The 14,117-nt window shown below is 75.2% G+C and carries 14 protein-coding genes; 6 read left to right on the forward strand and 8 right to left on the reverse strand.

Annotated elements, in window-relative coordinates; translation table 11 throughout:
• Both AB0H57_RS11955 and AB0H57_RS11960 read left to right on the forward strand, forming a co-directional pair.
• Nucleotides 1–585, forward strand: a 585-nt coding sequence (locus tag AB0H57_RS11955) for a glycosyltransferase family 9 protein (protein WP_357505378.1), incomplete at its 5' end; no start/stop codon positions are given.
• The gene (locus AB0H57_RS11960) at nt 569–1,552 is read left to right on the forward strand and encodes a DNA topoisomerase IB (protein WP_357505380.1); all 984 of its coding nucleotides are present in this window, start codon (nt 569–571) and stop codon (nt 1,550–1,552) included. The genes AB0H57_RS11955 and AB0H57_RS11960, both read left to right, overlap by 17 nt.
• Before the next feature lie 301 nt (nt 1,553–1,853).
• On the opposite strand, the gene AB0H57_RS11965 is transcribed toward AB0H57_RS11960, so the two are convergent.
• Nucleotides 1,854–2,840: a helix-turn-helix domain-containing protein gene (locus tag AB0H57_RS11965; RefSeq protein WP_357505382.1), complete on the reverse strand. Its 987-nt coding sequence runs from the start codon at nt 2,838–2,840 to the stop codon at nt 1,854–1,856.
• Nucleotides 2,841–2,893: 53 nt separating this feature from the next.
• Nucleotides 2,894–3,667, reverse strand: a complete 774-nt coding sequence (locus AB0H57_RS11970; protein ID WP_357505384.1) for a TetR/AcrR family transcriptional regulator — start codon at nt 3,665–3,667, stop codon at nt 2,894–2,896.
• Nucleotides 3,668–3,748: 81 nt separating this feature from the next.
• On the opposite strand from AB0H57_RS11970, the gene AB0H57_RS11975 reads away from it, so the two are divergent.
• On the forward strand, nt 3,749–5,428 hold the full coding sequence (locus AB0H57_RS11975; protein ID WP_357505386.1) for an MFS transporter: 1,680 nt from the start codon (nt 3,749–3,751) through the stop codon (nt 5,426–5,428).
• A gap of 221 nt (nt 5,429–5,649) precedes the next feature.
• Here the strand turns inward: AB0H57_RS11975 and AB0H57_RS11980 are convergent, their stop codons facing one another.
• Together AB0H57_RS11980 and AB0H57_RS11985 are read right to left on the reverse strand one after the other, a co-directional pair.
• Nucleotides 5,650–6,153: a hypothetical protein gene (locus AB0H57_RS11980; RefSeq protein ID WP_357505388.1), complete on the reverse strand. Its 504-nt coding sequence runs from the start codon at nt 6,151–6,153 to the stop codon at nt 5,650–5,652.
• A gap of 66 nt (nt 6,154–6,219) precedes the next feature.
• On the reverse strand, nt 6,220–7,851 hold the full coding sequence (locus AB0H57_RS11985; protein WP_357505390.1) for a RecQ family ATP-dependent DNA helicase: 1,632 nt from the start codon (nt 7,849–7,851) through the stop codon (nt 6,220–6,222).
• A 114-nt stretch (nt 7,852–7,965) separates the two neighbouring features.
• Between AB0H57_RS11985 and AB0H57_RS11990 the strand changes: the two genes are divergently transcribed.
• Nucleotides 7,966–8,802, forward strand: coding sequence for a methyltransferase domain-containing protein (locus AB0H57_RS11990; RefSeq protein WP_357505391.1), 837 nt, complete (start codon nt 7,966–7,968; stop codon nt 8,800–8,802).
• 112 nt (nt 8,803–8,914) lie between these two features.
• On the forward strand, nt 8,915–9,592 hold the full coding sequence (locus tag AB0H57_RS11995; RefSeq protein WP_357505393.1) for a helix-turn-helix domain-containing protein: 678 nt from the start codon (nt 8,915–8,917) through the stop codon (nt 9,590–9,592).
• A 22-nt stretch (nt 9,593–9,614) separates the two neighbouring features.
• Here AB0H57_RS11995 and AB0H57_RS12000 read toward each other — a convergent pair whose 3' ends face one another.
• Together AB0H57_RS12000 and AB0H57_RS12005 are read right to left on the reverse strand one after the other, a co-directional pair.
• Nucleotides 9,615–10,565, reverse strand: coding sequence for a TIGR03557 family F420-dependent LLM class oxidoreductase (locus AB0H57_RS12000; protein ID WP_357505395.1), 951 nt, complete (start codon nt 10,563–10,565; stop codon nt 9,615–9,617).
• 115 nt (nt 10,566–10,680) lie between these two features.
• Nucleotides 10,681–10,803 (reverse strand): hypothetical protein, encoded by a 123-nt coding sequence (locus AB0H57_RS12005; protein ID WP_357505397.1) that lies wholly within the window; start codon nt 10,801–10,803, stop codon nt 10,681–10,683.
• A 189-nt stretch (nt 10,804–10,992) separates the two neighbouring features.
• Here AB0H57_RS12005 and AB0H57_RS12010 point away from each other — a divergent pair, with 189 nt between their 5' ends.
• Entirely contained in the window at nt 10,993–12,540 is a 1,548-nt protein-coding gene (locus tag AB0H57_RS12010) for a glycoside hydrolase family 3 N-terminal domain-containing protein (RefSeq protein WP_357505399.1), read from the forward strand.
• Nucleotides 12,541–12,569: 29 nt separating this feature from the next.
• Here AB0H57_RS12010 and AB0H57_RS12015 read toward each other — a convergent pair whose 3' ends face one another.
• Entirely contained in the window at nt 12,570–12,857 is a 288-nt protein-coding gene (locus AB0H57_RS12015) for a GNAT family N-acetyltransferase (RefSeq protein ID WP_357505401.1), read from the reverse strand.
• Complete coding sequence (locus tag AB0H57_RS12020) at nt 12,854–14,080, reverse strand: cysteine desulfurase-like protein (protein WP_357505403.1); 1,227 nt, start codon at nt 14,078–14,080, stop codon at nt 12,854–12,856. Before AB0H57_RS12020 ends, AB0H57_RS12015 begins: the two co-directional genes overlap by 4 nt.
• Between the last annotated feature and the right edge of the window lie 37 nt (nt 14,081–14,117).

The raw sequence follows: 14,117 nt of genomic DNA on the forward strand, positions 1-14,117 counted from the left end.
CTGGCCTGGTACGGCATCCCGGCCGACCGCACCGACCTGGCACTGCGCCAGCCCGAGCCGGCCGGCCAGCCGACCGGGGCAACCGTCCTGCACCCCGGCAGCAAGATCGAGGCGAAGCGGTGGCCGGCGGAGCGGTTCGCCGCGCTGGCCCGGGAACTGGCCGACCGGGGGCACCGGGTGGTGGTCACCGGCTCGCCGGACGAGCGGGCGCTCGCCGCCCTGGTGGCGGCCGGGGCGGGGCTGCCGGCGGACGCGGTGCTGGCCGGCCGTACCGACGTCGGCGCGCTGGCCGCCCTGGTGGCGCACGCCCGGCTGGTGGTCAGCGGTGACACCGGGGTGGCCCACCTGGCCACCGGCTACGCCACCGCGTCGGTGGTGCTGTTCGGGCCGGTCCCGCCGGCCCGCTGGGGGCCGCCCGCCGGCCGCCCCCGACACCGGGTGCTGTGGGGCGGTGACCAGGAGTGGGACCGCTCTGGTGGGGTAGTAGGCGCGGCGACGATGGCGGCGATTCCGCTGGCTGCGGTGCTGGCCGCGGTGGACGAGGTGGAACGGGTGGTGCGGATCTCCGGTGCGGTTGCGGCGTAGTGATCCGGGCAGGCCGGGATACGGCCGCCGCCGGCGGGGCGAGGGCTGGCGGTACGTCGACCAGGCCGGGGCGCCGCTGCGCGACCCGGCGGAGATTGACCGGCTGGACGGGCTGGTGATCCCACCGGCCTGGCAGGACGTGTGGATCTCGCCGTACCCGAACGGGCACATCCAGGCCATCGGCGTGGACGCCGCCGGGCGCCGGCAGTACCTCTACCACCCGCAGTGGCGGCGCAAGCGGGACGAGGCGAAGTTCGACCACGTGCTGGAGGTGGCGCGCCGGCTGCCGAAGCTGCGCGAGCGGGTCGCCGACGACCTGGACGGCCGGGGACTCAACCGGCTCCGGGTGCTGGCCACGGTGGCGCGGCTGCTCGACATGGGCATGTTCCGGGTCGGCAACGACCAGTACGCGGTCGGCGACGAGGCCACGTACGGGGTCTCCACGCTGCGCCCGGAGCACGCCCGGTCCCGGGGCGGCTGCGTGGTCCTGGAGTTCCCCGCCAAGGGCGGCGTGGAGCAGGTGCGGCGGATCGAGGACGCCGAGCTGTGCCGGGTGCTGACGAACCTGCGGCGCCGGCGCCGGCGGGAGGAACGGCTCTTCGGCTACTGGGACGGCCGGGAGTGGCGGGACGTGCGCAGCGACGAGGTGAACGACTACCTGCGCGACGCCAGCGGCGGCGAGATGACCGCCAAGGACTTCCGCACCTGGCACGCCACCGTGCGGGCCGCGACCGAGTTGGCGACGGCGGGACCGGCCGGCTCGGCGACCGCCCGGAAGAAGGCGGTGGCGGCGGTGATGCGGACGGTGGCCGAGCTGCTGGGCAACACCCCGACGGTGGCCCGGACCTCGTACGTCGATCCACGGGTGGTGGACCTGTTCCACGACGGCGTGGTGGCTCAGATCGCGGCCGGGACGCCCCGGGAGGACGCCGAGCGGCGGGTGCTCGCCCTGCTGGAGGACGCCTGACCGGCCCCGCCGGAAACCTGGGGGATCTGCGGCGGGACCGGAGTCGGCAGTGGCCGATCGCTGGTCGGCCGGTCGGTGGCGACATCGCGCCGAGGCCGCCCGCGGCCTGGGCCGCGGGCGCCTCGCCACGCCCCCGATACGGTGGGCCGCACCGGTCACCCCGGCCTCGGCCCGAATCCATTATCGCCGGCCGGAGTTGACGGTGGACGCCACGAGGTTGACGATCCGTGCCGGTCGCGCCGGACGCCCGTCACCTCGCCGGTGGTCGGCGCGTTCGGACCGGTCGGTCACCATTGCGGGGTCAGCGCCGGTGCCCGTCGCGCCAGGCCCGGGGACTCATCCCGTACGCGGCGCGGAAGGCGCGGCTGAAGTGGGCCTGGTCGGTGAAGCCCCAGCGGCGGGCGATGACGCCGACCGGCTGGGCGGCGAGCAGCGGGTCGGCGAGGTCGCGCCGGCACCGGTCCAGCCGCCGCCGCCGGATGTGCCCGGCGATGGTGTCCTCCGACTCGGCGAAGAGCCGGTGCAGGGTACGGAGGGAGACGTGGTGGGCGTCGGCGACCGCGCGCGGGGTCAGCGAGCGGTCGCCCAGGTGGCGGTCCACGAATTCCCGGATCCGGGTCAGCGTGACCTGCTGCCGCTGCTCGGCCGGCAGGGAGCTCTCGCTGTCGAGCTGCCGGGCCAGCATGCTGGCGACCAGGCTGACCGTGACGTCGGCGAGGTACGGCGCCTCGGCCGGGTGGAACTGCTCGGGGTGGCGGTTGATCCGGTGCAGGTGCTGGGCCAGCAGCGCGCCGGTGCCCTCGGTGCCGGAGATCCGGATGCCGGAGAGGCGGTCCACCCGGTCCTCGTCGAGGGGGAGCAGGCTGCGTGGGATGGAGGCGGTGATCGAGGCGGCCGGGAACCGGCCGTCCTGGCCGCCCATGTGGCGTACCTCGTGCGGCCGTCCCCAGTCGATGAAGGTCAGGTCGCCGGCGGCCACGGCGGTGTTGCGCCGCCGGGCGCTGACCGCGGTGTCGCCGGCCAGGACCAGGCCGATCTGGTAGATCTCCGGATCGGTCTGCCGGATCAGCTGGGGGGTGCGCCAGCAGGTCAGCGACTGGTAGCGGAACAGGACCATGCCCACCGGGCCGAGGGCGATGGTGCGGGCGTCGCCCTGGAAGTCGTCGGCGTGCTCACTGTGGAAGGAGAGCGGGGTCGACACCCGGCCGGTCATGGCCTGCCAGAACGGCCACCGGTCGGCGGGCGCCAGCGGCCTGGTGTCCAGCGTCTCGGTGGGTAGTCCGCTCATCGTCTCCTCCCGTTCGTTCGCCGGAGCCATTCTCACCGGAGCCGCCGGCACGCTCAGCGCGGTGCGGTCCGGCCGCGCTCGTGGATCAGCGCGGCCACCCCGTCGAGCACCCGCTCCAGGCCGAAGACGAACTCCTCGTCCGGGTCGTCCGCGCGGTCCAGCACGCCGGCCGCCAGCAGCCGGTTCAGCGCGGGGAACCGTCCCGGGTCGGCGACCCGGGCGACCAGGGCACGGTAGCTGGACATCAGATCCTCGGACGCGATGCCGGCCGACCGGGTTCCCTCGGCGATCTGGGCGCTCAGCAGGGACTCGTTGCGGACGTAGCCGGTGACCAGCAGGATCACCGACAGCTTCTCGTGTTCGGCCAGTGCGGTGTCGGCCAGGCAGCGCAGGCCGTCCTCCAGCCAGGCCAGCGAGTTGGGGGTGAGCGGCGGGCCGGCGATCGGCACCAGCAGGATCCACGGGTGCCGGCGCAGCGTGCCGCGGTCGGCCCAGGCCCAGTGGGCCAGCCCCGCCCGCCAGTCCCGGCTGTCGTCGCCGGCCCCGGGCGGTTCCCCGTATGCCGTGTCGACCATGAGGGTGAGCAGTTCGTCCTTCGCGCCGACGTACCGGTAGAGGGCCATCGTGCCGGCGCCGAGTTCCTTGGCGACCCGGCCCATCGAGACGGCGGCCAGCCCTTCGGCGTCGGCGATCCGCACCGCGGCCTCGACGATCCGGGCGAGGGTGAGCCCGGGGCGGGGGCCCCTCGGCGCGCGGCCCCGTAGGCCCCAGGCGGCCTCGATGGCCGGGGGCAGTGCCGGTGTCTGGCTGTCCGTCGTCGCGTCCACATCTCCTCCTTGCCCCGCCATCATATTTCTGCGTATGGTCTACGCAATGAAGCGTACGACATACGCAGAAAGGTGCGGGTCATGACGGACATGGGGGTCTCGCCGGGACGGGCCGGCCGGCGGGAATGGATCGGGTTCGGCGTGCTGATGTTGCCGCTGCTGCTGGTGTCGATGGACGTGTCGGTGCTCTACTTCGCCGTCCCGGCCATCACCGAGCAGTTGCGGCCCACCGCCACCCAGCAACTCTGGATCTTCGACAGCTACGGGTTCATGCTCGCCGGCCTGCTGATCACGATGGGCGCGCTCGGCGACCGGATCGGACGGCGTCGCCTGCTGCTGCTCGGCGCCGCCGCGTTCGGTGCGGCGTCGCTGCTGGCCGCGTACGCCGACAGCGCCACCACCCTGATCGCCGCCCGGGCGCTGCTCGGCGTGGGCGGGGCGACGCTGATGCCGTCCACGCTGGCCCTGGTCCGCAACATGTTCCGCGACGAGCGGCAGCGGGGCACCGCGGTCGGCGTCTGGACCGCCGTGCTGACCGGCGGGGTCGCCGTCGGTCCGGTGTTCAGCGGCCTGCTGCTGGAGCACTTCTGGTGGGGATCGGTCTTCCTGATCAACATTCCGGCGATGCTGCTGCTGTTGCTGTTCGTCCCGCTGCTGGTGCCGGAGTTCCGCAACCCGGCCGCCGGCCCGTTCGACCTGCTCGGCGCGGCGCTGTCGCTGGCCGCGCTGCTACCGGTGATCTACGCGGTCAAGGAGATCGCCCGGGCCGGCTGGTCGCCGCCGCGCGGCGCCGCCGTCGTGGCCGGTCTGCTGGTCGGGGCGGCCTTCGTGCACCGGCTGCGGACCCGGCCGCACCCGATGATCGACCCGGCGCTGTTCCGCCGGCGGGCCTTCGGCGGCGCGCTCGGGGTCAACCTGCTGGTGATGTTCGGCCTGGTCGGCTTCGCCATCTTCACCACCCAGCACCTGCAGTCGGTGCTCGGCCTCAGCCCGCTGCGCGCGGCACTGTGGAGCGTGCTGCCGGCGCTGGTGGTGGGCGGGGTCGCCCCGGTCGCCACCACGCTGGCCCGGCGGATCGAGCGGGCCTGGCTGATCGCGGCCGGCTTCGTCGTCGCGGCGGGCGGTTTCGCCCTGCTGACCCAAGTGACGCCGCAGTCGCCGCTGTGGCTGCTGCTGCTCGGCGCGGCCGTTTGCGCGGCCGGCGCGATGCTGGTCATGCCCCTGGTCACCGAGCTGGTGCTGGGCGCCGCCCCGGCGGAGCGGGCCGGGGTGGCCTCGGCCCTGACCGAGTCCAGCAGCGAGCTGGGCGGGGCACTCGGAATGGCCGTGCTGGGCAGTGCCGGCGCGGCCGTGTACCACCGCGAGGTGGTGGACCGGCTGCCCGCCGGCCTGCCCGACGAGGCGGTCCGGACGGCCCGGGAGACGCTGGGCGGCGCGCTGGCGGCGGCCGAGGGGCTGCCGCCGGGTACGGCCGACGCGGTGGTGCGGGCCGCCCGCGCGGCGTTCGTCGACGGGCTGCACCTCGCCGCGGTGGTGGCCGCGCTGGTGATGCTGCTTTCCGCGGCGCTCGCGGTGGCCGTGCTCCGCGGCGCCCGACCGCCGGCGCCGGAGCCGACGGCCGACCCGGCCCCCGCCGGGGCGCACGACGCGCCGGCGCCGGCCGCCGTCGAGGCGCACGGCGTGCCGGCGCCGGCCGCCGCCGGGTCCCCGACCGTGGCGCCGGGAGTCCGGCCGGTGCCGGCGGGCCCGCCGGCCACCTGACCCGGCCTCCCGCCGGGGCCGGCCCGCGGGGCGGGCCTCCGCCGGGCCGGGCAGGAGAAAAAACGAACGTGATACCTCTGAGGTATGTAAATACCCCAGAGGTATCACGCGCGGGGGACATGCCTTCGTCGAGGCGACCCGCCCGGCCCGCCGCGCGTCCTCCCGTGGCGACCCCGCCCGGTCGCTGCGGCGCCTGGCCCGCCCGCCCCGATCGCTGGCGGTCAGTCGTTGAGCACCTGGGAGAGCCGGTCGCGGAACCGTCGCTCGGAGTCGCTGACCGCGTCCCCGCCGATGCCGAGGATGCCGCCGGTCGAGGCCGCGCCGACCACCTGCTCGGCGATCTCCACCAGCCAGTGCTTGTACGCCCCGGCCTGGCCCTCGTCCACCTTCGCCGCCAGCAGGGCGGCGGCCTCGCCGGCCCGGGCCAGCACGTCGTCGATCATGGCCGCCGGGTCCGGCGGCGAGATCACCGGCAGCTCCGCGCCGGCCTCCGGGTCGCCCACCCGGGAGATGACCTCACCGGCGACCGCGGCGACCAGCGGGCTGGCCGACTCCCGGCCGGCGGAGATGGTCTCCATCCCGGCGGCGTTCTCGGCCATCGTCCGGCGGGTGCCGTCGGACTCCGCGGCGCTCGCGGCGGTCACCACCGCCTGCGGCAGGCCGACCAGCAGCCCCCACTCCTCGTCGGAGAAGCCGAACCCGGTGTACGCCGGCTGCTCGATCACGGCAAAGCCTCCTCAGCACAGATGTCACGGTCAGCTCGCTCGGCCGGACGGCCGACGCGGCTCAGGCTAGCCCAGCGTCAACAGGCCCAGTTCGGACACCACGCGCACGGACAGCGTCTTGTAGCCCACCTCGTCGAAGAGCACCGTCATCCGGTCCTCCTCGTAGTTGAGCACCAGGCCGGCCCCCCACTCCGGGTGCCGCACCTGGCTGTGCACCGGGAACGGTCCGACCGCGCCGTCGTCGGCGGTGCTCGTCCCGGCGTGGCAGTTGTCGCAGTGCCCGCACACCTGGCTCATCTGCTCGCCGAAGTAGGCCAGCAGGGCCTGCCCCCGGCAGCCGGTGGTCTCGGCGAAGGCGCGCATCATGTCCGTCCGGGACCGGGTGACCACCTGCTGGCGCTCCGCCTCGGCCAGGGCCGCCTGCGCCGAGTCGACGGGCGTCGAGGCGTACCGGGGGGCGCCGACGCGCTGCTTCGCGCGGGGTTCGGCGGCGCCCACCTGCTCCAGCAGCGACAGGTACTGGCCGAGCTTGCGCGGGCCCAGGCCGGTCAGCTCGCGCAGCTCCTTCTTGGTCCGCGGCTGCGTGCGCAGCACCGCCGCGAGTTCCTGGAGTTCCTGCTGGTCGGGCAGGCCGCCGGTGAAGTAGCGCTGCAGGCCGACGTCCTCGGTGCGCCAGAGCAGCAGCACCCGGGCCTGCTCGCCGTCGCGCCCGGCCCGGCCGATCTCCTGGAAGTAGCTGTCCGGGGAGTCCGGCAGGGCCATGTGCACCACCCAGGCGATGTTCGGCTTGTCGATGCCCATGCCGAACGCGGAGGTGGCCACCATGATCGGGACGCGGTCGGCGAGGAACGCCTCGTGCAGCTCGTTGCGGGCCGCGGTGGGCATGCCACCGTGGAAGTGCTGCGACGGGAGGCCGGCGTCGGTGAGCCGACCGGCCAGCTCCTCGGCGGCCCGCCGGGTGGGCACGTAGATGATGCCCGGCCGCTCGTCGTCGCTCAGCAGCGCGCTCAGCCTGCGCCACCGGTAGTCGTCGGTCGGGCAGTAGGCCACCTCGAGGAAGAGGTTGGGCCGGTCCAGCCCGGAGACCACCACCTCGGCGTCGCGCAGCCGCAACCGGGAGATGATGTCGTCGCGTACCGGGGGTGAGGCGGTCGCGGTCAGCGCCACCACCGGCGGCCGGCCGAGGCCCTCGATGAGGTGCCCGAGGGCCAGGTAGTCCGGCCGGAAGTCGTGCCCCCAGGCGGAGATGCAGTGCGCCTCGTCGATCGCGACCAGCGCCGGCTTCAGCTCGCGTACCTCCGCCATCCGGTCCGGATTGCCCAGCGCCTCCGGGGTGATGAAGAGGAACTCGGCCCGCCCGTCGCGGATCTCGGCGATCGCCTGCGCCTGCTGGGCGGCGGTCTCGTCCGAACTGATCCGCACCGCCCGCAGCTCGGGGCGCTGCCGCTCGTTCAGCGCGGCGATCTGGTCCTGCTGGAGGGCGAGCAGCGGGGAGATGACCACCGTGGGTCCGGGGATCAGGCTGGCCGGGATCTGGTAGATCGCCGACTTGCCGGCGCCGGTGGGCAGCACCACCAGCGCGTCGCGTCGCTTCATCACCGCGCGCATGGCGGCGAGCTGGTTGGGCCGCAGCGTGGTCCAGCCGAAGAGGTTCTTCGCGGCGCGGCGCAGTGTCATGGCGTTCGTGGACAGCTTCATCAGTGGGCGCAGGTACCCGACGCCCGACCGGACGAAACCGGCATTGACCGCGGCGACTCACGGGTTCATTATGAGTGTGCGTTCATGAACAAGCGTTCATCACGGAGGGGTCGCATGGAGACACTGGTCAACACCCACCAGGCCGAGGCGTGGAACGGCTACGAGGGGCGGCACTGGGCCGACCACCAGGACCGCTACGACGCGGTCAACGCCGGGTTCAACGAGGTGCTGCTCGCCGCCGTACGCCCCGGCAACCGGGTGCTCGACGTCGGGTGCGGCACCGGCCAGCTGACCCGGCTGGCCGCCCGGGCCGGCGACGGTGGCGCCGTCGGCGTCGACCTCTCCGCGCCGATGCTCGACCGGGCCCGGGCGTCGGCGGCCGAGGAGGGGGTGCCCGGCGTGGAGTTCGTCCGGGCCGACGCCCAGGTGCACCCGTTCCCGGCCGCCGCCTTCGACGTCGCGCTGAGCCGCTTCGGGGTGATGTTCTTCGCCGACCCGGTCGCCGCCTTCGGCAACATCGGTCGCGCGTTGCGGCCCGGCGGCCGGCTCGCGTTCGTCTGCCTCGACGACTTCCGCCGCGGTGACCTGGGCGCGGTGCTCGGGGCCCTCGCCGCGCACCTGCCCCCGCCGGGCACCGACGGCACCGGCGCCGCCGAGCCGCTCTCGCTGGCCGACCCGGCGGTGGTGGCCCGGGTGCTCACCGCCGCCGGCTTCGCCGGCATCGAGTGCGTGCCGGTGGAGGCCGTGGCGCACTGGGGCCGGGACGCGGTGGACGCGGGCCACTTCCTGGCCGGCTGGGGCCCGATCCGCCACCAGCTCGACCGGGTCGACCCGGCCAGCGCGGCCCGGGCCCGCGCCGCGCTGGTCGAGGCGCTACGCGCCTACGAGCAACCCGGCGCGGTACGCCTCCAAGCCACCGCCTGGTCGATAACCGCCCACCACCCGGCCTGACCGGTAAGCAGGGGCCCCCGCTCAACGCTTTCTGCATAGCCGGGGCCCCCGTTTAACCCCGACGACCGGTGGGGCGGGTGTCCGCGCGACCGCCGTGCCTAGGATGCCGGTGATGTCCCCGAGAAGAGCGGCCGCGCTGCGCGGCGGCGGCGAGCAGAGCCTGCGTGCGCACCTGATCGCCGCCGCCGGCCGGCTCGTCGCCCGGCGCGGCACCGCCGGGCTCACCGTCCGCGACATCGCCCGGGAGGCCGGGGTGGCCGACGGCGTGCTCTACAACCACTTCGCCGACAAGGAGGAGCTGGTCGCGTACGCGCTGGACGCGCACCTGCGGGCGGTCGAGGCGGGGCAGCGGGCGGTGCCGCCGCGGGCGGGGGAGCGGACCGTCGAGGTGAACCTGCGGGCGTACGTCGACCGCGCGCTGGCGCTGCACGCGGCGATCCTGCCGGCGTTCGCCGGCCTGACCACCCAGCCGAAGTTGCTGGCCCGCCTCCGCGACCTGCCCACCCCGCTCGGTGGCGGGCACTGGCTGCGCGGGGAACTGGCCGACTACGTCCGCGCGGAACGGGGGCTCGGCCGGGTGGCCGCCACGGCCAGTCCGGAGGCCGTCGCCACGCTGGTCGTCGGGGTCTGCCACGACCTGGTCCTGGGCCGGCTGCTCGATCCGGCGGGCGCGCCGCCGGAGCCCGCCCCCGAGCTCGTGGACGCACTGGTCGCCACCCTGCTGCACGGCGTCCTGCCCGGTCCGCCACCCGCCGGGCGGCGGGGCACCGCTGGCACCGCCCCGCGTTAAGCGGGGGCCCCTCCTTGCGTCCTCAGCGGAGGCGGGGCAGCACCTCGCGTCGGTAGAGGTCGAACAGGCCGGCCCAGTTCGGGCCGGTGTTGGCCACGTACACCTCGTCGAAGCCGGCCTTGGCGTACCTGTCGATCATCTCCAGGTGCGCGTCGACGCTGTTGCCGCAGACGAAGGACTCCTTCATCATCTCCGGCCGCACCAGCTGCGCGGCCTGCTCGAAGTGGCGCGGCGAGGGGAGCACCTGGGACAGCTCGCCCGGCACCCCGGCGTTGGGCCACCGCTCGTACGCGATCCGCACGCCCTCGTCCTCGCTGTCGGCGTACGCCGCCTTGAAGCCGGCCTGGCACGGCTTGTCGCCGCCGCCGTTGTCGCGGAAGCGGCGCACCATGTCGCCGTTTGGCATGGTGCTGACGTAGCCGTCACCGATCCGGGCGGCCAGGTCGATCGCTTTGGGCCCGAAGCCGGAGACGTACACCTTCGGCGGGGTCTCCGGCAGCGTGTAGAGCCGGGCGTGGTCGACGGTGTAGTGCCTGCCGCGGTGGTTGACGAAGCCGCCTCCCCACAGCTCGCGCATCACCTCGACCGCCTCCTCCAGCATCTCCAGCCGCACGTCGGCCGGCGGCCAGGCGTCGCCGAAGATGTGCTCGTTGAGCGCCTCGCCCGAGCCGACCCCGAGCACGAACCGCCCGGCGTGCAGGACCGCGCTGGTCGCCGCGGCCTGGGCCAGCACCGCCGGGTGGATGCGGACCGTCGGGCAGGTCACCGCCGTGGTCACCGGCAGCGTGCAGACCTGGCTCAGTGCCCCGATGGTGGACCAGACGAAGGGACTCTGACCCTGCGCGTCGACCCACGGGTGGTAGTGGTCGGAGATCCACAGTGCCTCGAACCCGGCCCGCTCGGCGCCGCGCGCCTGCTCCAGCAGCTCCGCCGGGGTGTACTCCTCGCTGGACAGAAAGTAGCCGATCCTCATCTTGCGTTCCCCTCGTCACCTCGGCGTGCCGGGCGGCGTCGGCGTGCCGGACCGGCTGGCGTGCCGGACCTGAAGGGCGGTACCCCGTCGGGCCGGTTCGAATCGCCGCCGGGGATCAGCGCTTGAACATCGCCCGGATCGCGATCAGCAGGAACAGGCCGCCCACCACCAGGCCGAGCAGGCGTACGCCGGGGATGTCGGCTGCGCTGGTGGCGTCGGCGAGCAGCGGGGGTGCCATGCCCGCACTCTTTCACGCCGGGCTCGCCGACCGAAACAGTAAGGTTTCTTGACTGTTAGGCGGCGCGGGTGTGACCATGGCAGGCACGTGCCCGCCACCGGCGGGTCACGGACGGTGGGCGGCGAGCGTACGGGGACGGTGGGCGATGGACGGTGCGGTGACCGCTCGGTGCGCGGGGACGGAAACGGCGTGAGCTTCCCGGAACGCGAGCTGGACCGGCTGGCCGCCACCGTCCTGCAACCCGGTTTCGTCGGCACCACCCCGCCGTCCTGGGTCCGGCGCTGGCTCGCCGACGGGCTCGGCGCCGTGGTGCTCTTCGCCCGCAACGTGGTCGACCCGGCGCAGCTCGCCGCGCTGACCGCGGCGCTGCGTGCCGAGCGCCCCGACGTGATCGTGGCCATCGACGAGGAGGCCGGGGACGTCACCCGGATCGAGTCGGCCGGGGGCAGCTCCCGCCCGGGCAACCTGGCCCTCGGCGCGGTGGACGACCCGGCGCTGACCGAGGCGGTGGCCCGCGACCTCGGCGTCGACCTCGCCGCCGCCGGCGTCACCCTCAACTACGCGCCGGACGCCGACGTCAACTCCAACCCCGACAACCCGGTGATCGGGGTGCGCTCCTTCGGGGCCGACCCGGCCCTGGTGGCCCGGCACACCGCCGCCTGGGTCCGCGGCCTGCAGGCCGGCGGGGTGGCCGCCTGCGCCAAGCACTTCCCCGGGCACGGCGACACCCGGGTCGACTCGCACCACGACCTGCCCGTCATCGGGGCCACCGGCGAGCAGTTGCGCTCCGGTGAGCTGGTGCCGTTCCGGGCCGCGGTGGCGGCCGGCGTGCAGGCCGTGATGACCGGCCACCTGCTGGTGCCGGCGCTGGACCCTGTGCTGCCGGCCACGCTCAGCCCGTACGTGCTCGGCGGCCTGCTCCGTGAGGAGCTCGGTTTCCAGGGCGTGGTGGTGACCGACGCGGTGGAGATGCGCGCGGTGGCCGACCGGTACGGCCTGACCGGCGCGGCGGTGCGCGCCCTGGCCGCCGGGGCGGACGCGATCTGCGTGGGCGGCGAGCACGCCGACGAGGAGACCGTCCGCGCGCTGCGGGACGCCCTGGTGACCGCGGTACGCGCCGGTGAGCTGCCCGAGGAGCGGCTGGCCGAGGCCGCCAAGCGGGTCGGCCAGCTCGCCGCCTGGACGGTGACGGCCCGCGCCGCCGGAGACCAGCCCCGCGCCGCCGCAGACCCGGCCCGCGCCGCCGCAGACCCGGCCGGCGACGACGGCGTGGCACCCCCGGCCGGCCCGGCGATCGGGCTGGTGGCGGCCCGCCGGGCGGTCCGGGTGACCGTCGCCCCGGGCGGCGCCGACCCGTTGCCGCTGACCCGCCCGCCGCACGTGGTGGAGTTCGCCGCGCCGCACAACATCGCGATCGGCCCGCAGACCCCGTGGGGCGTCGCCGCCCCGCTCGCTGAGCTGCTGCCCGGCACCACCACGGTCCGGTACGCCCGCGACGACACGCCCGCCGACCCGACCGCCGGCGCCGCCGGTCGCCCGCTGGTGCTGGTGGTACGCGACCTGCACCGGCACGACTGGATGCGGGCCGCCGTGGCCCGCGCCCTGGCCGCCCGACCCGACGCGGTGGTGGTCGAGCTGGGCGTCCCGCACCTGGTCATCGGCGCGGTCCACGTCGCCACGCACGGCGCCACCCGGGCCGGCGCCCGGGCCGCCGCCGAGCGCCTCACCGCGTCCTGAGCCGGCCGCCGGCCGCGGGCGCGAACCCGTCAGGCGGCCGGGACGACCAGGTCGGCGTACTCCGGGTGGCGCTCGATGAAGCTGGCCACGAACGGGCACCGGGGAACCACCCGGCCACCGCGGGCCCGGACCTGGTCCAGCGTGCCGCGGATCAGCGCCGCGCCGACCCCCATGTTCTGGAACTTCGCGTCCACCTCGGTGTGGGTGAAGACCAGCACCTCGCCCCGGGGAAGGTACGCGGTGAACCCGGCCAGCGCGTCGTCGACCAGGATCTCGAACCGGTGCTTGGCGGGGTTCTCCTCGACCAGGAAGCTCACCGGGCCATCCTCGCACCGCGCGTGGCGATCCTGTCCAGTTCGGCCAGCAACCGGTCGACCTCCTCGACGGTGTTGTAGTGGTACACGCTGGCGCGCACCGCGCCGCCGTCGGCCCGCAGCCCCATCGCGTGGAAGTACTCGTAGGCGTAGTAGTCGCCGTGCGACAGGCAGAGCCCGGCCGCGCCCAGCTCGGCGGCGGTGTCGGCGGGGGAGAGCCCGGCCACCCGGAACGAGACGGTCGGGCAGCGCCGGGCCGGCGAGCCGTACAGGGTCAGCCCGGGCAGCGCCGTCAGGCCGGCGAGCAGCCGGTCGAAGACCGCCTCCTCGTGCGCCTGCGCGGCGGTCAGCCCGGCCCGTACCCGCGCCCGCCGGTCGCCGGTCGCCGCCGGGTCCAGCGACGCCAGCTGGTCCACCGCCGCGGTGACGCCGGCCAGCAGCGGGAAGCTCGGCGTGCCGAACTCGAACCGGTCCGGCACCGCGTCGGCGGAGGGCAGCAGCTTCGCCGGGCGCAGCCCCGCCCACCGGGCCGGGTCGGCCACCATCGCGGCCAGGTGCGGACCGGACCACTTGTAGGCGCTGGTGACCAGGAAGTCCGCGCCCAGCGTGGCCAGGTCGGTGGGCCCGTGCGGCACCGAGTGCACCCCGTCCACGCAGACCAGCGCGCCGGCGGCGTGCGCGGTCTTGGCGATCGCCGCGACGTCCGGCACGGTGCCGATCGCGTTGCTGCCGGCGGTGACCGCGACCAGCCGGGTGCGCGCCCCGACCAGGTCGGCGTACTGGCCGGCGGGCAGCTCGCCGCTGTGCCGGTCGAACTCGGCCCAGCGCACCGTGGCGCCGGCCGCCTCGGCGGCCTGCACCCACGGGCGCACGTTCGCGTCGTGGTCCAGCCGGGACAGCACCACCTCGTCACCCGGGCGCCAGGTCGCGCCGAGGGTGCGGGCCAGGGTGTACGTCAGCGCGGTGGCGCTGGGACCGAGGACCACCCCGGCGGGCTCCGCTCCGAGCAGGTCGGCCACCGCGGCCCGGGCGCCGGCGACCAGCTCCAGGGACCGGCTGCCGGGCGCGAAGGCGGTGCTGCGGTTGCCGGTGGCGCCCCGCATCGCGGCGGCGGCGGCCTCGATCACCGGCGCGGCGGTCTGGGTGCCGCCGGCACCGTCGAAGTGGGCGAAACCCTCGGCCAGCGCGGGGTAGGTGGCCCGGACCCGGGCGATGTCGTACGGCATGCGGGGACCCTAACCCGCCGGCGCCCGACGGTCCGAA

This window comes from Micromonospora sp. NPDC050686, from assembly GCF_040654475.1.
Classification (GTDB): domain Bacteria; phylum Actinomycetota; class Actinomycetes; order Mycobacteriales; family Micromonosporaceae; genus Micromonospora.